General features: G+C 61.8%; 22 protein-coding genes. 9 read left to right on the forward strand and 13 right to left on the reverse strand.

Features of this window, described 5'->3' with window-relative positions; all coding sequences use genetic code 11:
- The first annotated feature begins 118 nt into the window (after positions 1-118).
- Genes VG566_RS05000 through VG566_RS05010 form a run of 3 tightly spaced genes read left to right on the forward strand, consistent with a single transcriptional unit; the run spans position 119 to position 1843 of the window.
- Positions 119-490: a TIR domain-containing protein gene (locus tag VG566_RS05000; RefSeq protein WP_109337155.1), complete on the forward strand. Its 372-nt coding sequence runs from the start codon at positions 119-121 to the stop codon at positions 488-490.
- A 1-nt stretch (position 491) separates the two neighbouring features.
- Complete coding sequence (locus tag VG566_RS05005) at positions 492-1454, forward strand: caspase family protein (protein ID WP_258286968.1); 963 nt, start codon at positions 492-494, stop codon at positions 1452-1454.
- A gap of 5 nt (positions 1455-1459) precedes the next feature.
- Positions 1460-1843 (forward strand): hypothetical protein, encoded by a 384-nt coding sequence (locus tag VG566_RS05010; RefSeq protein ID WP_219931140.1) that lies wholly within the window; start codon positions 1460-1462, stop codon positions 1841-1843.
- A gap of 4 nt (positions 1844-1847) precedes the next feature.
- On the opposite strand, the gene VG566_RS05015 is transcribed toward VG566_RS05010, so the two are convergent.
- Both VG566_RS05015 and VG566_RS05020 read right to left on the reverse strand, forming a co-directional pair.
- The gene (locus VG566_RS05015) at positions 1848-2480 is read right to left on the reverse strand and encodes a hypothetical protein (RefSeq protein WP_146200799.1); all 633 of its coding nucleotides are present in this window, start codon (positions 2478-2480) and stop codon (positions 1848-1850) included.
- Complete coding sequence (locus tag VG566_RS05020; protein ID WP_109337158.1) at positions 2477-2701, reverse strand: DUF2188 domain-containing protein; 225 nt, start codon at positions 2699-2701, stop codon at positions 2477-2479. The genes VG566_RS05015 and VG566_RS05020 overlap by 4 nt, the downstream gene beginning before the upstream one ends.
- Before the next feature lie 664 nt (positions 2702-3365).
- Between VG566_RS05020 and VG566_RS05025 the strand changes: the two genes are divergently transcribed.
- Positions 3366-3827: a hypothetical protein gene (locus VG566_RS05025; RefSeq protein ID WP_109337159.1), complete on the forward strand. Its 462-nt coding sequence runs from the start codon at positions 3366-3368 to the stop codon at positions 3825-3827.
- Positions 3828-3907: 80 nt separating this feature from the next.
- Here the strand turns inward: VG566_RS05025 and VG566_RS05030 are convergent, their stop codons facing one another.
- The 4 genes from VG566_RS05030 to VG566_RS05045 form a co-directional block, all read right to left on the reverse strand.
- Positions 3908-6088: a DEAD/DEAH box helicase gene (locus tag VG566_RS05030; RefSeq protein WP_109337160.1), complete on the reverse strand. Its 2181-nt coding sequence runs from the start codon at positions 6086-6088 to the stop codon at positions 3908-3910.
- 2 nt (positions 6089-6090) lie between these two features.
- On the reverse strand, positions 6091-7389 hold the full coding sequence (locus VG566_RS05035) for an ATP-binding protein (RefSeq protein WP_019659221.1): 1299 nt from the start codon (positions 7387-7389) through the stop codon (positions 6091-6093).
- Positions 7386-10349 (reverse strand): TerB N-terminal domain-containing protein, encoded by a 2964-nt coding sequence (locus tag VG566_RS05040; RefSeq protein WP_019659220.1) that lies wholly within the window; start codon positions 10347-10349, stop codon positions 7386-7388. The genes VG566_RS05035 and VG566_RS05040 overlap by 4 nt, the downstream gene beginning before the upstream one ends.
- 189 nt (positions 10350-10538) lie before the next feature.
- On the reverse strand, positions 10539-10805 hold the full coding sequence (locus tag VG566_RS05045; RefSeq protein ID WP_019659219.1) for a hypothetical protein: 267 nt from the start codon (positions 10803-10805) through the stop codon (positions 10539-10541).
- A 259-nt stretch (positions 10806-11064) separates the two neighbouring features.
- Here VG566_RS05045 and VG566_RS05050 point away from each other — a divergent pair, with 259 nt between their 5' ends.
- Positions 11065-12588 carry a MobA/MobL family protein gene (locus VG566_RS05050; protein WP_109337162.1) on the forward strand — a complete coding sequence of 508 codons (1524 nt, stop codon included), beginning with the start codon at positions 11065-11067 and terminating at the stop codon, positions 12586-12588.
- A gap of 956 nt (positions 12589-13544) precedes the next feature.
- Positions 13545-14273, forward strand: coding sequence for a lysozyme inhibitor LprI family protein (locus tag VG566_RS05055; RefSeq protein WP_146200801.1), 729 nt, complete (start codon positions 13545-13547; stop codon positions 14271-14273).
- A gap of 31 nt (positions 14274-14304) precedes the next feature.
- Here VG566_RS05055 and VG566_RS05060 read toward each other — a convergent pair whose 3' ends face one another.
- From VG566_RS05060 to VG566_RS05070, 3 genes are all read right to left on the reverse strand, one after another.
- The gene (locus tag VG566_RS05060) at positions 14305-14787 is read right to left on the reverse strand and encodes a hypothetical protein (RefSeq protein WP_109337165.1); all 483 of its coding nucleotides are present in this window, start codon (positions 14785-14787) and stop codon (positions 14305-14307) included.
- 20 nt (positions 14788-14807) lie between these two features.
- The gene (locus VG566_RS05065; RefSeq protein ID WP_109337166.1) at positions 14808-15596 is read right to left on the reverse strand and encodes an NYN domain-containing protein; all 789 of its coding nucleotides are present in this window, start codon (positions 15594-15596) and stop codon (positions 14808-14810) included.
- 768 nt (positions 15597-16364) lie between these two features.
- On the reverse strand, positions 16365-16757 hold the full coding sequence (locus VG566_RS05070) for a barstar family protein (RefSeq protein WP_032958053.1): 393 nt from the start codon (positions 16755-16757) through the stop codon (positions 16365-16367).
- A gap of 395 nt (positions 16758-17152) precedes the next feature.
- Between VG566_RS05070 and VG566_RS05075 the strand changes: the two genes are divergently transcribed.
- The 3 genes from VG566_RS05075 to VG566_RS05085 all read left to right on the forward strand — a co-directional run bounded on the left by VG566_RS05075 (position 17153) and on the right by VG566_RS05085 (position 20682).
- The gene (locus VG566_RS05075; RefSeq protein ID WP_134967408.1) at positions 17153-17362 is read left to right on the forward strand and encodes a zf-TFIIB domain-containing protein; all 210 of its coding nucleotides are present in this window, start codon (positions 17153-17155) and stop codon (positions 17360-17362) included.
- A 562-nt stretch (positions 17363-17924) separates the two neighbouring features.
- Positions 17925-20147 carry a methyl-accepting chemotaxis protein gene (locus VG566_RS05080; protein WP_241884141.1) on the forward strand — a complete coding sequence of 741 codons (2223 nt, stop codon included), beginning with the start codon at positions 17925-17927 and terminating at the stop codon, positions 20145-20147.
- Between the two features lie 166 nt (positions 20148-20313).
- Entirely contained in the window at positions 20314-20682 is a 369-nt protein-coding gene (locus VG566_RS05085) for a glycine zipper 2TM domain-containing protein (RefSeq protein ID WP_014646414.1), read from the forward strand.
- A gap of 129 nt (positions 20683-20811) precedes the next feature.
- Here the strand turns inward: VG566_RS05085 and VG566_RS05090 are convergent, their stop codons facing one another.
- From VG566_RS05090 to VG566_RS05105, 4 genes are read right to left on the reverse strand one after another with little or no spacing between them, the layout of a single operon-like run.
- A complete protein-coding gene (locus VG566_RS05090) occupies positions 20812-21939 on the reverse strand; it encodes an ABC transporter permease (RefSeq protein WP_164165424.1) in 1128 nt (375 codons plus the stop codon).
- Complete coding sequence (locus VG566_RS05095; RefSeq protein WP_423172605.1) at positions 21936-23123, reverse strand: ABC transporter permease; 1188 nt, start codon at positions 23121-23123, stop codon at positions 21936-21938. The genes VG566_RS05090 and VG566_RS05095 overlap by 4 nt, the downstream gene beginning before the upstream one ends.
- Entirely contained in the window at positions 23108-24121 is a 1014-nt protein-coding gene (locus VG566_RS05100) for an HlyD family secretion protein (protein ID WP_049419414.1), read from the reverse strand. The genes VG566_RS05095 and VG566_RS05100 overlap by 16 nt, the downstream gene beginning before the upstream one ends.
- The gene (locus VG566_RS05105) at positions 24114-25514 is read right to left on the reverse strand and encodes a TolC family protein (protein ID WP_164165428.1); all 1401 of its coding nucleotides are present in this window, start codon (positions 25512-25514) and stop codon (positions 24114-24116) included. The genes VG566_RS05100 and VG566_RS05105 overlap by 8 nt, the downstream gene beginning before the upstream one ends.
- Between the last annotated feature and the right edge of the window lie 41 nt (positions 25515-25555).

The following is a 25555-nucleotide window of genomic DNA, read 5'->3' on the forward strand; positions in this document are numbered from 1 at the left end:
TGAGTAAGATTTTCCGCTATGCTCGCAGGGCGTCAGCCACGTCGGAGATTGACGCCGGCTGCTTGCAGGTGTTTGACCGCATTTAGCATCTCTAACCCGTATGACAAGGAAGATCATCATGGCAGATAAAAAGACCATCTTCGTAGCATTCGCCATTGAAGATGAGAGGCAGCGAGACTTTTTGAAGGGTCAGTCTCTAAATACAAAGTCCCCCTTTGAATACATCGATATGTCTGTACGTGAGGCATATGACAGTGACTGGAAAGAAAAGGTTCGTGTTCGTATTCTTCGCTCTGACGGAGTCATCGCTTTGGCGAGCAAGAATTCGCCCGCGTCATCTGGCCAGAAGTGGGAGATCGAATGTGCTTTAAAGGAGGGGAAGCCGGTTCGGGGCATTTTTGCCTATAAGGATGATAGGACCGCTTTGCCGGGCGTCAAGACGGTTGAGTGGACCTGGGAAAATATCGTCGCTTTTATCGACTCCCTCTGATATGGCCACTTCTCGAAAAGCACTCGTTGTGGGGATTGACCACTATGACCATATCGGTTCCTTGGAGGGATGCGTCAACGATGCTCGTGCTGTAGCGGCAATGCTGGAGCGGAACGAGGATCGCACTGTTAACTTTGGCGTCAAGTTGCTGGTTGTGTCCTCAGATAAAGCCAGCATGTCGCGCTCAAGTCTTAAAGAGGCAGTTCGTGAACTGTTCTCGGAAGACAATGATGTGGCCTTGCTCTATTTTGCGGGCCATGGCTACGTGGAGGCGACAGGAGGTTACTTGTGTGCTTCCGACTGTCAGACTGGTGACGATGGGTTGCCGCTTGCTGAGATCATGTCGTTAGCTAACAAGAGCAAGGCTCGGAACCGAGTGATTATTCTTGATTCCTGCCATAGCGGCGCCCTTGGTGCTCACCCGCTTAACGAGGATGTGGCTGAGGTGGCGGACGGCGTAACCATTTTAACTGCGTCGACTAAAGAGCAATACGCGGCGGAGGTCGACGGTGGTGGTGTATTCACGGGGCTAATGATCGACGCATTGAGTGGCGCTGCCGCGAATCTTATGGGTGAGGTTACCCCAGGTAGCGTATATGCACACATCGATCAGTCGCTGGGAGACTGGGGGCAACGGCCTGTTTTTAAGACAAACGTAAAAAAGTTCGTTTCTTTGCGGAAAGTCAAAGCTCCGCTAGAGCTGGATGTCCTTCAGCGAATAGCAGAGCTTTTCCCTATCGCCGGCTTTGAATTTCCGCTTGATCCTAGCTACGAGCCCGAAGGGCCCTGCCCGAATCCTGCTAACAATGCAATTTTTGCCATTCTTCAGAAGTTTAGCCGCGTCGGTCTAGCTGTGCCGGTTGGAGCGCCTCACCCTTATCATGCGGCCATGGAAGGTAAGACAATGAAGCTCACGCCTCTGGGTGAGCACTACAGGCGATTGGCTGCTAAGGGTCTTATTTAATGGGGATGTCTGAATTCGAGGATTTGTTGGATGCGTATTTAGCGTCTACTGGACTTGATCGCCTTGGATTTGATTCTCAGTCGCTCAAGGATTTCGTCATGCAAAACACGGTTCCGAAGGTGATGGTCGCTGAAAAGATGAGAGATCTCAGGGAAGATCTGGCGGCGATCGAGCATGAGCGTTGGGCGCACTGGCAATCGTATATGCACTCAAAATGTCACAAGCACGAAGGTATGCCTGGGGCGCTTGTCATTCCGGCGGCGCTTGTGGGTAAGTGGGAGCGTCAAGCGGGCTTGTCGTTCTCTGAGCTGAATGAATATGAGCGAGAAAGCGATCGTGAGCAGGTTGACCGCTACCTCCCGCTAATAGTGAGTCGTCTTAGTGCTTAGTTGACTAAGACGGCCTCCCAAGGCTCACCCACTCGTTCATAGCCGATAGTACTTTAGTGCTTGGATAGGCTTTAATGTCCTCTTGGGACGCGCCTCGATCGATTTCACGATTCCAATACCACTCTTGAAACGCGATGTAGTTTCCTTGAATGCGACTGGCACCCATAGGCGTGCCAGTCGTCTTTCCGGAAAGCCAGTTCACCACAATGCGAACAACCTTAACGAAGTCGCCCCCATGGTATTGGATGTCCCATCCAGAAATGTCGGATAAGCTCTTCTGATAGTCGTATTGTGTGTCTTCGAGCACTAGAACTTTCTTGTCGCGCAATGGCGAACGGCCAAAAAGTGCGCAGGCGTGGTCAATGCCGAGCTCAAAAGGCATGTTTAGCCGGGAGTATTCGCCAGCCTTCAGCGCTTTGCATCGACTTAGGTCATGTATTCCATACATCGAGCCTCGAATCAGTCCCACTACGCGATGCAGTCGATTGGCGGAGTTGTCGGAATTTTCTGGCGCAATCCGGGGGTGAAGGCCTGAGTCTGTGACACAAAAGGCAATGGCCTGAAGGAGCGGAGCGTAGTCCTCATCAAACGGGCAGTTAATGAAGACTGAAAGCTCAAATGGCGGCGACGACGTCATCTTTTGGACGGATAGCGATTAGTTCCATATGAGTTTCTCTCCCTAATGCGTCCATCACGTCCATGGATATACAGCTCTGTGCGTTGGTTGCGAGCTATGGTTGTCGCGGCGGCAATCGCCTCCTCTTGGGAGGCGTGCGTGCTAGACGCCTTTGATGCGCCGGCCTTTCGGACACTCCATCCGTCCTCTGAAGGGACAACGTGCTGGCCTTTTCTAGACATGATGACTCTCGGTCTGCAAGTCTCTCGGAATGGAGCTCCTGCCAAGTCTGGAGGGTAGCATTTAAGTGGTGGCGTGGTCAATTCGGCCCCTTGCTGGTCTGGAGCAAGCGCTCAACACCTTGGGCGCGGAGCTGTGGCGCAACAAGTCTGTCCATTGTTAGTGATTGCGATCCTCTTCGCGCCGCTGGCGGCCAGCGCTAGGACTCTCACCGCCCCAGAGCTGCGCGGCGATCCCTCAAGGCGAAGGATGTCATTAGGGGGGGGGCGAGACCTTCCGGTAGCCGCTGAGGGTCGGGACAGAGTGCTCAGCACCACTGACGCGATGCACACCACTGATGCGATGAAAAATGCGCGCGTGCGGACGCTCGAACTGCTAGGTAAGTGCAGCGATGGGCGTGGCATTGGGCTGCGGTGCCCTAGAGGAGACGCAGCCTTTTCAGCGTCCGGTCCCTAGGGTCATCCTCCAAGCTACTAAATTTTCTCCGTTACCCGCCGCTCTGTTAGAAGTGGGCATCGACTTCCAATGACGATAAAGGCTCCTTGCAGCCGCAGATTGCGGACGCTGGCGGCTGGCATAGTTGCGGCCAAGCATTGCTCGGATCGAGCTCTGACTCGGACCATCGTGTGCCCGTAGTCCACCCAAACTGTATGAATGAGACGAACTATGGAAAATTGGCTAGCACAAGGGCTCGCTGTTTTTGTCATCTCGAGCATCGTTACGTCACTGGCGAAATGGGCCTATGCCAAGGCCGGTTTTTGGAATGAGAAGTTAGGACTTGCTATGAACAGGGCCGAGCTGAGGAAGGTCCAACACCTAGCTTTGGATAAGTCGAATCTCGTGCAATTCTTGCTGACCCAGCTTCTGTGGTGCTTCTGCTTCCTGGCAATTGCTGCGATGGTTGCGCCATTGGCCTATGCGACCGGCGGGCTTCACTGGTTGGGTGTGACCGTCACAATTGGGGCGCTTGCGATCTACGGTTGCGTGATCTTTCCGTTAGGCATGATTGTTCGCATTCGCAAGGGTGATTCGTATATTCAGCGCCAGATAGCGCGGATTGAGCGTGGCGAAAAATTCTTTGAGACAAGAAGGTCGAGTCGTAGGTCATCAGATGACTCCACAACCTAGTCTCTGAGCCGGCCTAACAACGGAAGGGCGCGTGCGGGGCGAGTAGGCGCCAATGCGGAAGCTTCGCTAGAACTGGAACACTATCCGAACCTGAGAGCGAGCCAATCGGTAGCCCCTTCCAAGTCTAGCTTCATTGACGCGTAGGAGCGTCTCAAAAGGCGTGGAGGGAGGAGGCCGTCCCACTTCTGCGTGACCAGGTTGTTCGCAGAGTGAAGAAGCGCCTCTGGCGATGGCAATGGCATCTTTGCAACCCGCCCGAGCACCTTGATCACATCATCGAGACTCCTTGCTCCCATGGAAATTTCCACGCCCAGCCTACCTGCCTGAGAAGTGAATCCCTGAGCGTTCAAAAGGCAGGCGATGGCTTCATTTGCGGAGTCTCCCAGCCACGTCAGCAGCAAGGCGTCGCTGCCCTGGTCGAGAAGAATCTTCCCGTCGAGCCCCAATTGACGGTAGGCGTTCTGCGCCTCCTGCAGGAAGCGAGCGGCAGTTGGGTCCAGGAAGTCTGGTTTGATCTCTTGCTGATACAGCCCGCGCATCTTCTGGCGAACCTGCGTGTGGACCTGACCGCCCGTTCCATTGAAAAGAGGCGGGGTCCCGCCCTTCGCAGCGGTCACGTAGATCGTCTTTTGGGCTTCGTCGATCTGCTCTACTAGCCAAGTGCGACCGCCAAATAGAATTCGTTGGCCGACGGTCACCAGTTGGGATACGGGGAGCGTGCCCAGTGCCTTGCCGGCGGCCACGATCCGGAACTCTTCGTCGACGCTGAAAGCGGCGTAGAAGGTGTAGTGGTTGACCAACTTGTCGCCGACCGGGCCGTGGAGCAGCAAGCCGGAGCCGTCTTGAATCAGGACCTGTTCTTGGCCAAGGTGGCGAAGCAACTCTGCGAACGCGTCTTGGGACAGCCCGTGGAACGGTCCCTGATCTGCGCAGAGCAGCTGATAGGCTTGGGCTGCCTTGAGTCCGCCGTACTGGGCAATGGAGGAGAGCAACTGCTGAACCAGCGTCGATAGGTGTAGCCCGTTGACCGAAGGCGGTTCAAACCACCTCTCCAGCAGTAGCAGTACGCAAGCAGTGGACTGAACTGTGTCCAGTCGAAGCCTTGTTTTCAACGTCGACTCAGCATCGATTGCATCCTCGATAACGTAGCCTCGCAACACCGCTGGCTCTCCAGGGCGGCGTCCGGAGCGACCAAGGCGCTGGCGAAGGCTGGCCACGGAAGGTGGTGGGCCAATTTGCGCGATGCTTTTCACCGCTCCGATATCGATGCCTAGTTCCAGGGTGTTCGTGCAAATTGCGCTTGCTGGACGACCCCTTTGCTTCAGAGCCGCTTCCGTGTCCGTGCGTATCTCTTTGGACAGACTCCCATGGTGTGGCCAGAACTCTCTCGGCCGGCCGTCCCGTTCGCTCAGCAGGTTGAGGAGGTGGGTGTAGCGTTCAACCTCCCTTCGGCTATTGGGGAAGATCAGGTTGTTCGTCCCTGAAAGGACCCGGTAGAGGTGCTCGGCCAGTGCAGCGGGAGCCGCCGGATTCTCGTCGGACCCGGCGTCAGGTGCGGGTTGTTCGTAGCCCTTGATGATCAGTTGGAGATCATTTCCGGTTGATGAGGCGTTGACCAGCGCGGGGGCAGCCCCAACACCCGGGCGTAGGAAAGCCCCAGCGCTCGAAAAGTCACCCAAGGTTGCCGACAGGCCCAGGCGGGGAGTCTGCCGCCGTAACAGCACGTCGATCCGGTGCATCAACGATTGGAGCTGCTTCCCGCGCTCGCTTCCAATGAACGCATGGAGTTCGTCCACGACAACGTAGAGGAGCTTGGAGAACGCGGCGCCTACGGAGGTTCCGCGGTTGCAGAGCATCGCCTCCAAGGACTCCGGCGTGATCAGGAGCACGCCACGGGGGTGCTTAAAGAACCGCTGCTTGGTGGAGCCCGATACGTCCCCGTGCCAAGGCCACACGGGGACTTCAAGGTCCTCGCAAAGCCGCTGCAGCCGTTCAAACTGGTCGTTGATGAGCGCCTTTAGAGGGCTGATGTAGACAATCAGGCCCTCCTCGTCGGTGTTCAGAAGGTGCGTGAGCGCAGGAAGAAAAGCGGCCTCGGTTTTTCCCGAGGCGGTGCTGGCGGCGATGATCACGTCCCGGTCGGCGCTCAGGACGAGAGGAATCGCCAATTCCTGGACCTCACGCAGCGCCTCCCATTGTTCGGTCCAGAGGTAGCGCTGGATTCGAGGGTGCAGCGATTGGAAGGCGCTGGAGGCAGTCATCGTTAGAGCCTGAACGACGCCAGCTCGTCGTCCTCTTGCACGACCAATTCGCCGTCGCCCCCGTGGTCAGCTGCCACCTCGACCGATCCGATCAGGTCCTGCCAGTCCACGCCCGGGTTCTGCTCCAAGACGGCCAAGAGGTTGATAAAGGCGGTGATCGTTGTGCGCGGGGTGCGGAAGAAGTTATCGCCGATTCGATTGGCGCAATGGGTCATGAACTGGTGAATGGCTTCATCGGGCAAGAGATACTTGCCCGCGTCGCCGGCAGCGTAGACATGGCGAATCTTGGTGAGCAGGACGTAGAAGTCTTCGGCTGTCAGGCTCGACAGTCGAACGACAGGGCCGCTGAAATCCACCAACCCGTTGGTGGCAAAGGTATTCTGGGCCAGGCGGCTCTGAAGAGCTTCATAGCTGTAGACGCCGCGGCGGGTATCCATCAGGAAATCCGGGGTGCCGCCCAGAACAAAACCAAGGCCAACCGCAGTGCCCTGCAGGGAGTCGTTGAGCATGCGCAGGAGCTGTTCGTAGTTTGCATTCCGAGCCTGGGCGTTGGCCAACTTGTAGAGGTTGACCAGTTCGTCCAGGCACACCAGCAGGCCGCTATAGCCCGCCAGCCGAACAAAGCGGCCCATGAGCTTGAGCTGGTCGTAGACCGATGCGTCGTCCACGATGGTTCGGACGCCCAGCGCTGCACGCGCGTCCGTCCGGGTGGCAAATTCGCCACGCAACCAACGAATGGCATCGGACTTGAGCTGCTCGTTGCCTTGTTCGAAACCTCTCCAATAAGCGGCGATCACGTCGGCAAAGTCATAGCCGTTCACCAGTTCGCTCAGCTGCTCGAGCTTCGCGCGAATGACCTGCTCGGTGGATACGCCTTGCGACTTGGATTCGGCCACTGCGGTCGAAATGAACTTCTCTACCACCCCGGGCAGGGCGCCTCCGTCGGGCTTGGTCCGAGTGGCCAAGTTCCGCATGAGCTCCGCGTAGAGCGACCGGGCCTGCCCCCCTGAAGCATGCAACCGCCTGTCGGGATTCAGATCCGCGCTGGCCACGACGAGCTTCCGCTCCATTGCAATGGCGCGAACGAGGTTCAAGAAAAAGGTCTTGCCTGCGCCGTACTCACCCACCACCAGGCGGAAGGACGAGCCGCCATCGGCGAGCCGATCGATGTCACTGACCAGGGTTTGCACTTCACGGGCGCGCCCGACCTGGATCAAATGCTGACCGGCGCGTGGAACGACGCCGGCGCGCAGCGACTGGATCACCGCGTCGCGGTCCCTGGAACGGATTGGGCTGCTCATTGCTCGATCTTCTCAATGAATTCGGGGTTGATCTCCAACGGGTCGTCGCCGTCGGAAAATGGAATGTCGTAAGCGTCGAACGACGCATCGTTGATTTGTTCAAGCGCGCCGTCGAGCATCAGCTCCATGTCTGCCGCGCCATCTTCCAGTTCTGCACGGGTCCAGACGGGGCGCGACAGCATTAGCCTCAGCAATGCGCTGTGTGCCTGATCAAGCCCGAGCAACTGACCAGCACTCTCCACCTCGGCACTCACCGCTTCCGCCGGCGCAAGATCAGGGGGAGTCGCTTCCTCGTCGGTGAAAATGTTGGCGAGCAATGCGGAGACTTGGGCTGTGTCCCGCTGAAGAGCAGCGATCCGGTCGGGATCGAGTTGGAATGCGCCAGACGCAGCCTTGGGCAATGCGCTGGGGGCTTTGGGCGGGCGTGGGGCATGGACGTCGCTGAACACACGAGCGGGATCCACGCCCAACGCTTTGTAGACGCGCTCCAAGAACCGGACCTCCTCTGGGGAGACCATCCCGTCGACTTGGGCGAGCGTGGCCATGGACCCGGCGATGGCGTCCTTTATGTCCCCGCTGAGCGGATCCAGCTTCTTGCGCAGCGTAGGCAAGGAAAGCGGTGCCATCGCCAAGAGATCAAGGTGCGCGCGCAGACGCCGTCGGTCACCCTCGCTCAGATGCGTCCAGCTTTCGATTTCGCGTGAAAGGTGCTCAAGTTCGTGGGTGCTGAACGTGCCATCAGACTGAGCGACCGTCGAGGCGAGTTGCAGGGTCAACTGGGCCGTTTGATAGGCCTGAGCGTCGGTTCGATGGGTTTGGTCGGGAAGCAGGGGGAAGAGAACGATAGGGTCGTTCTCGCCAGGCACCCGCGCGCCTTCGAGCACATTGGGTTCCATGCCGACCTTGGACTGCTCTAGTGCTCGTGCGAGTTCCCGAATTTTGTCCTTGCCCAGGGTGGTTCCGACTGCCCCAAGCCTTTCCAATAGGTCGGTCAGCTTGATCGACAAATTGGCGGTTTGAACATCCGAAGCGACTTCGGCCAATGCGGTCCGCGTGGCCAGCGGCCAGATCTCTGACGGAAGCAGCAAGGTGCCCTCAATGGATTGGCGGGCCTCGGGGTTCTTGCCCACGAGCCGGCTGAAGGCTCCGAGGTCCTCCGTGCACTGAGAAACAAGTTCCTGCAGCGCCTTTAGGGGCGCTCGCAATGCGGTGACATCGGGAATGTCACCGAAAGTCTTGGTGCCGGCATCAGTCCGGTCCAAGGCCGGGTTAAAGGGGCGGCGTGTGAACTTCAGCTTGGTGCGGTTTTTTGGCAGCACCATTCCAGGGCCGAACGTCTCTTGATACCGCAGAGCGAAAAGGCGATCGAACTCTTCCGCACAACGCGTTGCGGCGGTTCGCAGCGGAATCTCTGGATTGAGCCGCACCCAGGCCGTGGCCAGCGCGGCGGGCACGGGGACTCGATCCAAGGAGCATTGCCCCAGGGCCAAGCGGATGTAGAAAGGCAGTTCGTAAGTTCGTTCGAACGCGGGAAGCGGCGCGTTGTAAAGCTGTTCGCCTGCTTCGGTCAGAGCCATCCAGTCGAGCAGGCTGTTGACATGACCGTGGACATTCGGAAGCACGGCGGCATAAGCAGACGACAAACGGCGGAGCATCGCCTTGATAGCGGGCCAGTCTTGCTTGGAATCCGGATCGTTCCCCGAATCCAGCAAGATGCGACGCTCCAATCCAAACAGGAACAATCGAACATACTGGATTGCGCAGCCGGGATCGGTACGGTCCGAAGCGAGCCACTTCAGATAGGCGTGGCGTTCAGCGGGTTCAAAATCTGCGTAGCCTCCCCAGTAGCGCGTCGTGGACCGGTAATCCCCGTATCGCCCAACGGCAAGAACGCCATTGACCAAGCTGGGCTCGTTCTCACGCGTGCCAGGGGTGGTCAGCCGCGGACCTGTGTAGAACAGGCCGCCCCGGATAACAATGCCCGCGATCTCGATCTCGTCCTGGGCGCCGAGCCAGCGGGTCTTGTCCCAGCCCTCGGGGGGGCGGGGTACCGTGAATTGCTTTGCCGGCGTTCCGGCGTCGATGGCCACCCGCCGGAGCTCATCGGGCAGGGAGGGAGGCGAAGCCCGCGATGGAAGCGGGGGCGGCGGCGTCATTGCACCTGCGTCGCGGGTTCCGTTCGTGTGGGGAGGGTTAGTCTGCTCCGCGGCTCTTGAGTCCGAGTGCGCTCGCCCATCTATGGTGCCCGTCAAGGTTTCTCCCGAGGCTGTGTCCGCGTTTGTGGCGAACTGGATCAGCGGCTCGACCAGCTCATCTTGCGAAGTCGCGGCCAAGCGCTGGGTCACGGCAAGTTTCGCCGCAGCGAGGTTGCCCGGGCGCGCGCGCTCAATGCGTTCCTCGTCAGGTTGGTAGGGGTAGGGGGTAGAAGGGTTTGCGGAGCCCACGGCCGTCAGCACCCGTGCGGCGGACTCGATGGCAAGGCGCATGCTCACCGCGGCTTTGGCCTCTTCCAAATTGCCAGGACGGGGCGGCGAAAGAGTCTCCGGGGGCGCTTTGCTCGGGGCCTGCGCCGCAGGCAGCGCCGAGCGCCCCTCAGAGCCGAGCGGGCGCGCATCTTCTGGCACCGCAGCGCCGACCGATCCCGAGGACGTGCCCGATTCAATATTCGCGGGTCTCGCCGGTTGGGCAGCTTCTGCGCGGGGCTGTCTCTGTGCCGCCTGCCCAGATGGAAGAGCGGATGCCTTGATCAACTCCGCCAAGGTCGGCTCTGGAGCGGGGACCGGCTTGGCGGGAGAGGGTGTCTTTTTCGGGCGCATCGCCTGCCACTTGGCCCAGAGCCAAACGGCGGCGGCCACCGCAAGGACGATCCCCAAACCGATCCAGACTTCCTTTGGCACCAATGCTATGACGACCAGGATTGCGACGATCCAGCCGCCTGCGGTTTGCTTCCTTCTCGCCATGTGGCCCCCTGCCTTTGGCGCTTCCTTTTGGGGCATTGTAGCTCGCCAACCCCACGTGAGACGCGCATAGCCAGGACGGGGCGAGGCTCTGGGATGGCCAGGATTCGCCCATTCAGTATTGGCGTCCAGGGCACTGGCGTGCCTGCCCCAAGCCTTGACGTTGATGGCCGTACGAGTGAGCTGGGATGATCAGTGGGGTGGTGAGAGCCGTGTTTCGTTCACCGCAAGCATGTGCCGCTGCAGGGCTGCGACGATCTCGTTGTCTGGCAGGTTCTGGGCCCCGGCCAGGAAAACGAGTTCGGCCACTTGTCGTCTGCGCTTGGCGTCGTCGCGGCGCTTGATGGCCTTCTCCCGGGCATCCTGCCGCTGATGCGCCAGAAGCTCCCTGGCTTGAAGCTGGGCCAGCCGATGGGTGGCCCGTTGGATCTGATCGCGGTAGTGATTGGTGGATGACATGATCTTCTCCTAGTGAAGTCTCCCTCAGTGAAGCAATGATTTCTCATCCGTCAACCTATTTATGGCGCATCGCTTTCGCACTTGATGCAATTCAGAAAATCAGAAAAGAAAGATGCAAATGCAAAGAGCGAAAAGCGCACTTAGGCATCACAAGTGATGCGTGCGCAATGGGCTTCGCCCCTTGAACCCCAAGCCGCTTTGCGACTTGCCAACTGCAAATTCAAAGGCATAAAGAGCTCAAAGAACTGGAGCTCTCTGCATGGCGATCTACCACACCCGTGTCAAAACCTTCTCCCGTGCCAAAGGCCATTCGGCCGTTGCCGCCGCTGCCTACCGCGCGGGCTTGTTCCTCATAGATGAGCGCACGGGAGCGCGGCACGACTACTCTCGCAGGGGCGGAGTGGTCGAGAGCCGCTGGGTGGTGCCTTTGAAGGCGCCAGACTGGTCGCTCGACGCGGCCAGGCTCTGGCAAGCAGCCGAGGCGGCAGAGAAGCGAAAAGACGCGACCGTGGCCCGAGAGTTTGAGATCGCACTACCGCATGAGCTAAACGGGCCGCAGCGCTCGGCCCTGACGGCGGACATCGCCCGGGCCCTGGTTGATCGCTACGGCTTTGCAGCCCAAGCGAGCATCCATTCGCCGGGCAGCAACGATGGACTGAATTGGCACGTGCACATCCTCGCCACCACGCGCCGCTTGGATGCCGAAGGGCTTGCGGACAAGACGCGCGAGCTGGACGGTGGCCCCTCGGGGCGCAGCGAAGTGGAGTGGCTCCGGGCGATGGTGGCCCAGCTGACAAACCAGCACTTGGCCGCTGCCGAGATCCCAGTGTCCGTCGATCATCGAAGTTTGGAAGCGCAAGCGGAGGACGCGCTCGAGCGCGGCGACATCGTCGAAGCTGCGGTTCTCGGGCGGCGCCCAACGATCCACTTGGGCCAGCAGGCCTCAGCGCTCGAACGGCGGGGAGTGGAGACCGATGTCGGGAAGGTTCTGGCCAACATCGTTGCGGACAACCAGGGTGCTGTGCATCAGGCAGCGATACGGTTTGAGAGGGCAGCGACGGATACAGGCCGTGCCCACGGACATGCATCGATGCCGCCGAACCGTGTCGAGCTGGGGCCGAAATCGGGTGGAAGCTACATCGAGGACGTAAAGGGATTCGGTCGGCGAGGAGTTCTGGCCATTCGCACTCTTCCAGATGCACCCGAACCATCGCTGCGATCCCTGATGGAGAGCGCGTGGGGACTTTGGCGTGACGTGGCGGCGGCCGGTCTCGAGGGCGCGCTTCGGTCCACGCGCCTGCTTCTAGGTCGTCTGGACCTGGCCGTTAGCAACGGGAGCGTGGCGACAAGGGTGCGCAAGGATATCCACCGAGCGCTAAGGGGATTGGCCGCAGTGAGGCGACGAGCGATGGAGTGGCTGCGACGGGTGGAGGCAGAACGACGGGCTGCATCGCTTCTGACGCGCGCGGAGCGGTCATTGGAGGACTTCATCGAACAGCAGCCCCGGCCGACAGGCGCTGCACTGGTGGCCTGGGCCCGGCGTCGCGGACGTCGCTTGGCCGCAATCGAGCAGCGTTTGGATGCCCTGAGAAAAGCTCGTACAAAGATCGAGGACGGTCAGGAAGAGGCCTGTGCGAATCAGCTGTCAGCCGCAGTGGCAGAGTTGGAAGCCGGCAGCAGGGTAGCCCTGGATCAGTTGGAGGATCCGCTTCACGAAACGGGAGACCCCGCAAAGCTGACTGTATCCATGCCGCAGGCCACGCCTCGGCCGGGGCTTCACTGACAGCAATGAAGAGCCCCCGCTGTGGCGGGGGTTTGGGAAGTTCAATGAAGCGTTGGCCGTTTGGTCGTTGGCGGCTTGGCCGAGGGCTTGATTCCCCGCCGATCAGCGAGCAGTTGGTCCAACGGAGCCAGATCCTCTTTTACCTCGACGCGTTCCTTAGTTGTAGGAGCGGGCCGTGGCGGAAGATGAGACCTGTCATGACTGAGGTCGACTGGGTTTCCGCCTGCGCGCTGGCGCAAGACCTCGGCGGCGACCTCCAAGGCCACTCGAACATCTTCTGAGCGCTCCTGCCGTGTACGCTGAGCCGCTCGTTCGATGGTGCCGCTTAAAACCAGCGCGGCGATTCGGGTTTGTGGATCAGTCATGGTTCCTCCGTCGTTGGTGTGTGCCCGTCGTCGGTCAACTGAGCTTCAATGGGTTGGATCGGGCTTTTTCCTGAAGACCTGCCCAGGACGTGCTCCGCGAGGTCCAGAGCGGCTTGGATGTTTCCCAAGCTCTCTTCGCGAGTGCGATGGACGGTGGGATTGAAGCTGCCGCTCAGAAGTAGCGCGGCGATTTGGGTTCGTGGATCTAGCAATGTGCGTCCTCGGTTGGTGTGTGCTCGTAGCCAAACAGTTAAGTGAAAATTAGCAAGGGCACTCAGCAGGGAATTGCGCACACAATTGCTACTTAGTCGAAAAGAACTTGCTGGCGGGGAAGCGGCCCCTGGAAAGTCACCTGAAGTCGCGCAGTCGGCCCCACAAGCGGGGCTGACTCCGCCGGCGTTGGATGACGGTGGCCCCAAGTTAGCTCTCTAAAGAAATTCGCAACGGGGTCGATAGCCGCATAAGAGGGCGTTGCCCAACTTTTGCGACGAGGACAGGATGTCAATGAAAAAAATGGTTCTAAGCAGTGCGTTCTTGCTTCCTGCACTCGTAGGGTGCGGGAAGGCCGGAGCGCCGGAGTGCGGCGATGAGATGACCCTGGACCTGGTTCGCAGCATCATCCAGCGGGAGCTCGGGGCGGCAAGTGCTGCTGCCAACTTGAGCCCAGAGCAGCTTCGCAGTGTTCTTCCCATCTCTTTGGCTCATCCGACGAGCTTTGATGAGAAGATCAGCCGCTACAGTTGCGAAGCTGACCTGGCCGCGCCATTCAACAACCCTGGGCAGGACGTTTACAAGCTACGGCTTGAATACACCTCTCAGGCGGTCAATGGACAACACTTGGCCGAGGTCCAGGTGCTTCCTGGAGATCTTATTGGCATAGGAGCGGCTATCAGCTCCAATGTTCGGAGCCAAACACAAGCCGTTGCTCCCTCGGCTGAAGCTCCCCCGGCTGAGGCTCCAGTTGAAGAGTCACAGGCAGTGGAGGTTGATCCTGCTTATGATTCAGCGATGTCGACGAAGGCGGACGATTACCAAGGGCCTAACTCGGACGAGTTGCTGGTCGATGCCGCGTCGACTGGGCCCAGCTTCGATTGTGGGAACGCGTCGTCGGCAGTAGAGCAAATGATCTGCGCCGATCGGGATCTGGCCCGGTTGGACAAGCAAACCGCAGAGGCGTTTGGTGTCGTCCGGGCCCGTTCGATGGATCCGGGCCAGGTTACGGCGAGTCAAGGACGGTGGCGCAGGACAGTACGGGATATATGTGCCGACGAAGCCTGTATAGAGCAGGCCTACCAGACGCGGCTGGCTGAGTTGAACTGACCCCTGGGACACCGTTTCGAGCCATTCCTGCTCAGGGCAGGGGCCGGAGCCTTCCATTCACGACCAGATCAAGAACGCCCCGGGCGACATCGGTTGCGGCCGATATCCACTCGTTGTCATCGCCCGGAAACGCCTCTTCAAGTGGATCTTCCTTCCCTCCGTGAAAGAGGTTGTTACGAACCCTGCGGGCGGCTTGCATCAGCGCCCTCGGGTCTGACGCGCTCAGGGCTTCGGCCCGGAAGGAGGTGATGTTGTGGCCTCCGTGCACGATCACCGCCTGGACCATGGGACGATCCCGGTTCCCGCCCAGGATCTTCTGCTTGGTCGAGTCAGACACCGCCAACGTGAGTCGCTCTGGTTGCATCACTTCGAGTGCAGCGTCGACGGCTTGCCAATTCACCTTGGCGGATCCGTTTGAGTAAGCGCCGGTGAACCCGGGAACTTGTTTCAATGCGAACTCAAGGGCACCGAACGCTCGGAGCAGGCGAAAGGCACGGAGTGCGGAGGTGGGCATGTTGGACCTGTTTTGTTGGGCTATTTGGCATCGCCGGCAGGCGTGGGCGCCAGCCCAACCGACCAGTTGCCGCCGGGTTCCTGCTGCGGCGAGAGCAGGTCGTAGGTCTTCACCATGTTCAGCAGCCCAGAGTGGCCGTATGCATTCGGGGTAAACGATGGGTTGGTTCGTCGCAAGTATTGCCCCAGTGCGCCCAGCCCCACTTTTCCCTCGGAGGTCTCGCCTGCAAGCAAGGCCACCGCATCCACCAGGAACCGAGGCCGACGTTTGGGGAGGGGGCGCACGTCGATGGAAATGGGCTCCACTTTGCCGGAGCCTGTGCCCGCTGATTCGTTGAGACCAGTGGTCTCACGTGGTCCAGTGGTCGAAACGCTCTCCCAGAGAAAGAACTGGTCACATGCGTTGCGCAGTGCGAGTGGTGTCTTGGCCTCGCCAACAATGCAAACGGTTGCGCCGCGCTCGCGGAGTTTTCGGCAGAGATAGGCAAAGTCGGAGTCGCTGGTGACCAGGCAGAACGTATCCGCCCTGCCATCGAACATAGCCTCTTGTGCGTCCAAAGCCAGTGCGATGTCAGAAGTGTTCTTCCCTGCAGCGTACTGATACTGCAGGCAAGGTGTGAACGCCTGTTGGACCATCACCTCTTGCCACCGATTGGCAAGGGTGGCGTGGTTCCCGTAGCCTCGACGCAGCACGACTCTGCCGAACTGGGCACCCATCAACAGCGCATGGTCAACGATGTCAGGACTTACGTTGTCGCAGTCCACCAAGACAGCCACTTTGCAGTCTTGGGGGGCACTTCCGTTTGCCATATCGCATTCCTTGTTGTTGGTCCTCCAAGATCGGCTTTCGTCTCATCAGCCTGGACTGCGGTGGAGTTAGGCAAGTCCACAGCGGATCTTACACTCAGCTCTTCCTAGGATTGGTTCGTTTTCCTTGCGTGACGTGAAGAAACCAACAGCCTGACGGTGGCATCCATGGGCCCTTTGCCCCCTGTGTCCGAGCCACGATAGAGCTCCCTTTCGGCGAAAAGTCCTCACTCTTGAAGAGTTTTCCTGGCGGTTGTGCTGATGCGCGGGTGGCGATTGGCGCGTCTTTGTGAAACAGGAGCGTTCTGCTAGTGCGAGTGGCTTTTGGACGCTGATACTACTGAGCTTGGCGCCGCTCGGCCCAGAGGCCCGGATGGGCCACGGGCGCCCTGACCAAAGGGCAAGGGATCATTCGATGCCGGTGCCGAGCATAGGGAGGGCATCGCGCTAGTTGAGCGCGCCGTATGGACTCAGCACGGCCAATTCAATCAGTGTTGCGACGATGTTGCGTCGGAGCACGGATCTCGGAGGTGATGCCGGAGATCCTTGCTGCACAAGGCTCTTGGTGGCTAATATCTTCTTTTAGTCGTTCTGCTTCATGAGCGGGGTGTGCTCGGCGGACTTTTCTTTGGACATGGGGCTCGTGAATCCGGGGCGTCCGTTCGCGCCGGAGGGCAGCGGCAACGGAGCGGGTACAGGGCCGTCCATGGTAACTGCTGGGGCACAGGGCTGCGGCTACCGGTGGCAGGCGGGTACCGCACAGCAACGGGGTCAGGCCGGGACCAGGGTGATCTGCCGGTGGCTGGCGAAGATATCCATCACGATCTCGAAGTAGGTTGGGCCCTCGCCCCGTTGCAGGGCGTCCAGCTGGCGCGCAATGGTCCGCGTGTTGAAGGTGCCCGGGGCTTCCAGCTTGGACTGCAGCCACTGGCATGTGCTAGTTCGTCCCAGTGCGGCGCGGCTGTGCTCGATATCACTCCAGATCACCGTTGCCCGCTCATGGCCGGCCAACGCGCCATGGACGCCATGCAGCAGATCATCCAGGGCGTCCAGGCTTGGCCCGAGCTGCCAGTCCTCGCCGGCCATGAACACGCGGTTGATCTCCGCGTACAGGCTGGGGATGTCGTGAATGGCACAGCCTTCGATCTGCAGGATGAGCGTCATACGTCGACTGTAGCGTTGTTCCCTGTGCGTTGGACATGGCTGAGCGCCGGATGCTTTGGGGACCCATGCTGGGGTTTGGCAAACTTCTTTGCTGAGTCAAGTGCTCGGCACTCCCGTCGTGGCGCGCGCCGGTTTGCAGGGAAGAAAACGACGTGACCCATCGCCAATAGCAGGGCCATCAGCTGGTAGAGAGTTCGCCCGAAGTCTTCTTCTTCATTGATTGGTGCCATCGGCAGCAGGACCCCTCGGGCGCGTTCAACTTCCACTGTCAGTGATGACTGGCTGGGTGATGGAAATAGATTCTCCTCCTGTATCATCGGCAAGAAAGGTCTGGAAAATTGTTTCTGGGATGGTCAGTAACGTTGTATCTGCGTCTCCGGTGCGGTGGGGGTAGTTTGATCTGTCCCCGTTGTGAGCAGGGTGAGGTGTTGAAAGCTCAAGTAAAGGAGCGCGGCGTTCAGATATTTGTCTGCGACGAGTGCGATGCCGTGTGGTTCTCCTTCGCTGCTATAGGGGTCTCTCCGTTCAGAGACCTTGAGCGGTATCTTGAGGAAATTTCCGTCGCGCGGTCCTGGGAGTCAATTTCCGTGGACAGGCATGAGTAGAAAGTACGCAGTTTCCATGCACTCCTCGACCGTATTGCCTCAGCGCAGCGCGTGGGTCAGTGCAGCATGGGGTGACCTTCCCGTCTCCCACTTCCAGAGCGACGAAAATCTCAATGACTGCAGTTTTATTGACTTGAAGGTCAATAAGTGGGAGATCAGTGGCAGTCGATTGCAATGGGGTCTGGACCCCTTCATCAGGGCTGAAATACTCAAGGCTCGGGGCCCTGCGATGGCAGATGCCAGATTGCAGCCCTGACGGTAGTCGCGAAGCAGCGCGTTGTTCCTCTGGACGGAAGGGTGCCGGGATCGATGGGCTTCATCCTCCCCCTCCGTCCATCAAGTGACGGTTTCTGCGGTCACGACTCGCAAGCGCTGCGTGATGACTGCGATTGATGTGCTCGTGCATTGATATGCCCGGCAGGAATAACCACCTCCATTAAGTGTTTCCTTCACGCCTGTCTGCACAGTTCCATAGATTTGGATCGATACAATAATATCGACCCATAAAGTTTCCCTGTGCTGCGCCGCCATCGATCGTACGGCCATGATCAAGGGAATTGAGATGCTCGCCTTACGCAACCTCCGAGTGGGATCCCGGCTGGGTGCCGGGTTTGGATTGCTGCTGCTGTTCATCGTGGCCATCGTTGGCCTGGCGCTGTACGGAAATCACCTGAAGTCCGCCCAGTTCGAGAAAGTGGTGGACGTCAACATGGTGAAGATGCGGCTGTTGAACGACATGCTGGATACCAACAACGCGGTGTTGATGCACCGCCGCCTGATGGTGATCAAGCGCGGCGAGGATTTTGACAGGGATTATCAGAAGGCGCAGGAGCTGTCGCGGACCTACGACGGTATCTGGGCCAGGTACATCAGGATTCCGCGCGACGCGACCGGCGATACCCTGGTGGCGAAAATCGACGCGGCACGCAAGGCCACCGACGCCTCCACCCGGCATCTTCACGAGCGCATGAAGGCCGGGGATTTCGACGGCGCGGCCAAGGAACTGCTTGCCGAGCAGGGGCTGGCAACCGCGTGGAACGAAGCGATCTCGACCCTGCTGCGGCATCAGGAGACACTGGCCGAGCGCAGCCGCGAGGAATACCGTTCAACCGAATCCTGGACCGGCACGCTGTCGATCGTGTTCGGCGTGTTGAGCCTGGTACTGGGCTCGCTGGCCGCGTGGGCCATCACCCGCAGCCTGACCCGCCCGCTGGAAGGCGCGGTGAAGCTGGCCGACGGCATCGCCAATGGGCGGCTGGACAACAGCATTGACGCCTCCGGCAACGATGAGGTCACGCAGCTGCTCAGGTCGATGCAGCGCATGCAGGCGCAGTTGCAGTCGGTGATGGCGGCGCAGGGCGAGTTGGCGCGCCAGCACGATGCGGGCAGCCTCAGCTATCGCATGGACGAGAGTGCCTTCCCTGGTGACTACGGGCGCATGGTGCACGAGACCAACGCGCTGGTCGGCTCACACGTGCAGGTACAGAACCGGCTGATCGAAGTGATGAAGCATTACGCCCGTGGCGACCTGTCGGTGGACATGGATCCGCTGCCGGGCGAGAAGGCGGCGATCACCCAGGCAATGGACGAGACCAAGGCCAGCCTGTCGGCGATCAACAGCGAGATCCGCCGGCTGGCGACGGCCGCGGCGGCGGGCGACTTCAGCCTGCGCGGCGATGAAGATCGCTTCGCCTACGATTTCCGCGACATGGTGGCCGGGCTCAATCGCCTGATGCAGACCACCGACGAGAACCTGGTGCAGGTGTCGACCCTGCTGCAGGCGATCTCGCGCGGTGACCTCACTGTGCGCATGCAGGGTGACTTCCACGGCGTGTTCGCCCGCATGCGCGATGACTGCAATGCGACCGTCGATCAGCTCAAGCAGATCGTCGGCCGCATCCAGGCCAGTGCGTCCAGCATCAACCTGGCGGCAGGCGAAATCGCCTCGGGCAACACCGATCTGTCGCGGCGCACCGAGCAGCAGGCGGCGAACCTGGAAGAGACGGCGGCGTCGATGGAGGAGCTGACCTCCACCGTGAAGCAGAACGCCGAGCACGCCCGCCAGGCCAACCAGCTCGCCATCGGTGCGCACGGTGTCGCCTCGCAGGGCGGCGAGGTGGTCGGCCAGGTGGTCACCACGATGTCGGCCATCGAGGCCTCGTCGAAGAAGATCGCCGAGATCATCTCGGTCATCGATGGCATTGCCTTCCAGACCAACATCCTGGCGTTGAACGCGGCGGTGGAAGCCGCGCGTGCCGGCGAGCAGGGCAGGGGCTTTGCGGTGGTGGCCAGTGAGGTGCGCACGCTGGCACAGCGCTCGGCCGGTGCGGCCAAGGAGATCAAGGGCCTGATCGAGGATTCGGTTGGCAAGGTCGCCGATGGATCGGCGCTGGTCCGACAGGCAGGCACCACGATGGGCGAGATCGTTGCTTCCGTGCAGCGCGTGACCGACATCATGGCCGATATCTCTGCTGCCTCGCAGGAGCAGAGTTCGGGCATCGAACAGGTGAACCAGGCGGTGGTGCAGATGGACGAGACCACGCAGCAGAATGCGGCACTGGTGGAAGAGGCCAGTGCTGCGGCGCGTTCCATGGAGGAGCAGGCGAACCTGCTGGCCGAGGCGGTTTCGGTGTTCCGCACCGGCGCGGTAACGGCGGCTGCAGCCGTGCGTCCGGCCCTGGCTGCGGTGGCCGCGAAGGTCACCCCGGTGCGCAGGGCGGCAACGCTGTCGCCGCGCATCGAGCCGACACTGGCGGCCAATGCCGGGGGGTGGGAAGAGTTCTAGCAGAGGGCAATGCCGGCAAGGAGACGGCGCCCATCACGCTGGCTGATCGTGATGGGCGCGGATTTTCTTCCTGAACGCGCGATGGCCGACGAGGCCGCGGACACGCGCATTTCACTTCCGGTTGCCAGCAGCGGGAGGACACTTGCGCCATACCGGAACCTAGGAGATGGCCATGAAGACCTCGACCCGATTGCTTGTGCTGGGCACCCTGCTGGCGGCTTCGTCGGTGGCCGGCGCGCAGACCTATGGTCCGCGCGATGAGGGACGCCGATTCAACGATGGCAGCCGCGTGGTCTGCAAGAACGTGGAAGTGCAGCGCAACTCGCGCGATCCGAACCGCATCGCCGGTACGGCCACTGGCGCGGTGATCGGCGGCCTGCTGGGCAACCAGGTGGGCGGCGGCAATGGCAAGAAGCTCGCTACCGTGGCCGGTGCTGTTGCCGGTGGTGCGGCGGGCCGCCAGATCCAGGGCAACAGCCAGCAGAAGAACGGCGACCGCGTGGTCGAGCGCCGCTGCGAACGCGTCTATCGCTGATCGATCGCCGACGGCCCCCGTTTTTCCCCTTCCACATCGCAGTACTCGAACGCCGGCCTCGCGCCGGCGTTCTTCATTGCAGGAAAAGGGGACGGAGGGGATTAAGTCGCAATCCCCCCAACCGGCCGCTTACGACTTAATCCCCTCCGTCCCCTTTTTTGCGAGGAGGCGCCAGGTGGCGAGGCTGCCGTAGAGCAGCAGCAGGACGGTGAGGGTGATCAGTTCGTGGCTGACTTCGGCCAGGCTGGCGTCCATCTGGTTCAGGCGCACCATCAGGTTGATGCCGGAGGTGGTCGGCAGCAGCTGCGCCAGCCAGACCAGCGGTTGTGGCGTCATCACCGAGGGCCACGACAGGTTGGCGAGGAAGAACAGCGGGATCGAGGTGGCGATGATGTACTGGAAGGCGCGTTCGCGGGTGCGGAAGAAGCTGCCGACGAACAGGCCGAAGGCCACCGTCGCCGCGATGAACAGCGTGCCACCCAGCAGCTGGCCCAGCGGGTTGCCTCCGCGTGGATAGTCCTGCACCCAGGCAGTGAACCCGGCATACCAGAACAGACCGAACAGGCCGATCAGGCCGAAGCCCAGTGCCATGCCGGCCAGGGTCGGCAGGTCGAAGCGCAGGCGCCGGCCGAGCGCGAGGCGGCGGCCGCCGAGCAGGACGCCGATGCCCATCAGCAGCGTCTGGTGCACGATCAGCTCGGCCACGCCGGGAACGATGGCGCTGCCATAACCTTCCTGCGTGTTGTACAGGGGGCGCTGCACTAGCGTGACCGGCGGTGCCTGCGGTGCGCCCATGAAGGCCGCCTGGCCGACCACGGCATCACGCCCGAACGCACCCAGCGCGTCAGCCACGCTGCCCAGCACCCAGCTGGCGCGGCCCAGGTAGGCACCGTTGCCAAGCAGTACCAGCTTGGCCGGGTGGCCGCGCAGGATGTCGCGCTCCAGATTGGCCGGGATCACGACGATCCCCTCGGCATGGCCGGCTTCCAGCTGCTGGCGCGCGCTGTCGACGTCCGCGGGTTGACCGACCACGCGCGCAACGCGCAGTGCGTCGAGCTTTCGCAGCAGCTCGCGGCTGGTCGCGCTGTGGTCTTCGTCCACCACCAGCACCGGCAGGTTGCCGGCCACCTGGTGCCGGTAGGCGGCTGGATAGAAGAACGAGTACAGGATCACCGCCCCGACCATCACCACGATCGCATAGCGGTCGCAGAGCACTGCCATCAGGGTCTGCCGCAGGCTGCGCCAGAGTGCGCTCATGCGTCGGCCCCTGCGGGCTGTGCGGCGGCAGGTGTGCGCGCAAAGGCGATCAGGCGCAGGCCGCCGACGCCTCCTGCCACCACCGCCATCAACAACAGCGTGGCCAGCGGCCACACCGAAACCTGCAGCGGCGAACCGATGAACTGCTGCTGGGTCTGCAGCTTGATGTAGGCGCTGAGGGGCAGCAGCTGATGCCAGACGCGGGTGAACAAGGGACCGTCGAGGACCGGGAAGGTGGCGCTGGAGAAGGCCAGCGCGGTGCCGATGCTGAGGCCGACCGCCGACAGCGCGGTGCCCATGTCGCGGGTCACGCCGACGAAGAACAATGCGTAGGCGGCCGTGGCCAGGTAGAACAGCGGCTGTGCGAGCAGCAGCAGGAATACGCTGCCCGCCACGCCATCGCCACGCAGCCAGGCCAGGTAGCCGATGCCGAGCGCGCCATACACCGAGAACAGCAGGATGTACGGCGCGACCTTGCCGGCAATCGCCGCCCACGGCGCGCGGCCCAGCCAGGCGGGCAGGGTGCCGTCGCGGATCTCGCGGCCAAGACTGCCGGCCACTGCAAGTGCCAGCACCAGCGACAATACCGCCGGGAAGATCAACGGCAGCAGGAACAGCTCGTAGCTGCGTGCCGGGTTGTACAGAATGTCCGACTGCACCGCGATGGGTGCCGCGCGCAGCTTGCCCGGGCCGACCTGCAGGCCGATGCGCTCGCGCAGCAGGCGCGCGTTCCATGCGGAAACCGCGTCGCCGATGTCGCGCGACGCCGACTGGCCGGTGGTCATGTAGGTGGCGTTGTAATAGGCAAACACCGTGCCCTGGCGCCCACGCAGCGCCTGCCGGGTGACATCGCGCGGCACCAGTACGATGGCGAACACATCCAGCCGACGCAGCTGCGAACGTGCGTCTTCCAGGTTCACCGGCTGGCTGGCGACGCGCACGCCGGGGCTGGCATCGAGCATGCGCAGCAGCAGGCGGCTGTCACTGCTGTGGTCGAGGTCGACCACGGCGATCGGGATGTCGCGCATCACCGAAGGCGTGAACATCCACGCCATCACCACCAGCATCAGCAGCGGCAGCACGGTGACCAGCAGCAGGTCGGCGCGGTTGCCGCGCAGCGACTGCAGCTCGCGCCGCCAGCTGGCGGCGAAGCCGCCGCGGCCGGGGTTCAGTGCTGGGGCCATGCGAACAGCACGCTCATGCCGGGGCGGAAGCCCTCGATGCGGCGTACCGGGCGCACCCGCACCTCGAAGCTGCGGACGTCGTAGCCGGACGACTGGCGGGTGGTACGCCAGGTTGCATAGTCGCCGGCCGGATTGATGAAGTAGACCTCGAATTCGCCGTCCAGGCCGAGCGCCGGCACGCTGCCCTGCAGCTTGCTGCCGACCTTCAGGCCCTGCATCTGCGATTCGCGCAGGTTCATGGCGACCCACATGCGGTCGATGTCGACCAGGGTGAACACCGGGTAGCCGGCCGGCACCAGCTCGCCCGGGTCGGCCATGCGCTTGTTGATTTCGCCGGCGACCGGCGCGCGCCCTTCCACTTCGACACGCGCGGCGTTGACCTCGGCCACCGCGCCCTGTGCCTGTTGCACCTGGCCCTGCGCGGCACGCTTGTCCTGCTCGCGCGCGCCGGCCAGGGCCATGTCGTACTGCGCGCGCGCGGCACGGGCCAGTTCACGCGAACTGGTGGCCTGGGCATGCGCTTCATCACGCTTCTGCCGGGTCATCACCCCTTCGTTGAACAGGTTCTGCACGCGCTGGTAAGTGGCTTCAGCCAGCGTCGCACCGGCTTCGGCCCGCTTCCAGTTCGCTTCGGCGGCGCGGATGTCTTCGCTGCGCGCGCCTTCGTCGGCCTTGTCGGCCACTGCCTGTGCGGCGGCCAAAGCGCCGTGCGCCTGCTGTTCCTTGGCGGCCACTTCGGGGCTGTCGAGCAGGAACAACACCTGCCCGGCCTGCACGCGGTCGCCCTCGCGCACCTTCAGTTCGGCCACGCGCGCGGTGATCTTGGCGGCCACGTTGATCGTGTCCGCATCGGCCATGCCCTGGATCTGGTCGGCCGGGCTGCGCCAGGCCAGCCACAGGCCGAGCACCACCACGACCAGCAGCACCACTACCAGGATCGGTCCCAACCGGCGCTTGCCCGGGGGCGTTGTCGCATCGTCGTGCAGCACATCACTCATGGTCGATCACCTCGTCCGCCCGCCGCCGGAACTCTTCGAAACGGTCCATCTGTCCACTGATCTCCAGCAACTGTGCCAGCGCAATATCGTATTGGTAGGCGGCCTGTGCGCGCTCGACGCGGGCGCCACCCAGGCCGAGCCGCGCGTCGATCACATCCAGCGAAGTCGCCTGGCCTTCGCGGAACGCCAGCTCCTGCAGGCGCAGGTTTTCCTGTGCCTGGGCAATGCTGCTGTCGAGCAGCACGTACTGCTGGCGTGCGGTTTCCAGCTCGTTCCAGGCCTTGCGCACACCCAGTGCGACCTGGTTCTCGGCCTCGCGCAGGCCCGCTTCGGCCTGGTCCTGCTGCGCACGCGCGGCGCTGATCTGCGCCGGCCGCGAGTTCGGCGACAGGAAGGTGTACTTCAGGCCGATGCCGAACGCCCAGTCCGGATCGGTCAGCATCTCGTCGCGGCGACGGAAGTCGTACTGGCCGAAGGCGAAGATCTGTGGCTTCAGCTTGGCCTGCTGCACGCGCACGCCTTGTTCGGCCTGCGCCACCATCGCCCGCAGGCGCGCGATCTGCGGCTGCCGCGCCTGCGCGGTGCGTTCGAAGCTGGCCACCGGTTCCAGTGGCACGCGCTGCACGAACAGCGGCGACACCGGCTGCACCTCGCCGCCACTGCGCAGCAGCGTGGCCAGTGCGGCCTTCAGCGTGGCCAGGTCGTTCACCGTCTTCTGGTATTCGCGCTCGGCCTTGTCGCGGGCCACGGTGGCCTGCAGGCGCTGCGCGCGGGTGGCGAAGCCCTCGCGTTCCAGCTTCTCTGCGTCGGACAGGTGGCGGTTGAGGCCATCGCGCACATCGCGGCGCACGTCCACCGCCTGCTCGGCCAGGCGCTGGCCGAAATAGGCCTGGGCCAGCTGCACGGTCAGCGATTGGCGTTGTGCTTCGCGCTCGGCGCTGGCCTGTTCGTGGGCGGCACTGGCCGCACGTTGCGCGGCCGGAATCACACCGCCGGTGTACAGCGGCAGTACTGCAGTCACCACCGGGCGGGTACGCCAGTCGCGTTCGGTGAACGACAGCGGCGAGTCGATGCCAAAGGCCTCGGCCACCGGAGCCAGCGAACCCAGGGGCAGGGTGAGCGTCTTCTGGAACTGCAGCCGGCGCACTTCGCCGGTGATCTCCGGCAGGCGCAGCAGGCGGGTCGCGTCCTGCAGGTCCTGCTTGTTGCGCACGGCGGCGTCGGCAGCGGCCAACGCATCGGAGACCTGCTCCAGGCGTTGCCGTGCCTGTTCCCAGTCCAATGCCGGTGCGTTGCTGGTGGGCTGCGCGGCGGCAGCGAATGGCAGGCAGGCTGCCAGCGCCAGCGCGGCCTTCGCGCGGTGCGTCCTTGTACGTCGGCCGATCACGCCCATGCCGTCCCAGTAGTGAAGAAGTGCGCAAACGGTAGTGCGTG

It is taken from the genome of Stenotrophomonas sp. CASM114, from assembly GCF_049384325.1.
In the GTDB taxonomy this organism is placed as follows: Bacteria; Pseudomonadota; Gammaproteobacteria; order Xanthomonadales; family Xanthomonadaceae; genus Stenotrophomonas; species Stenotrophomonas muris.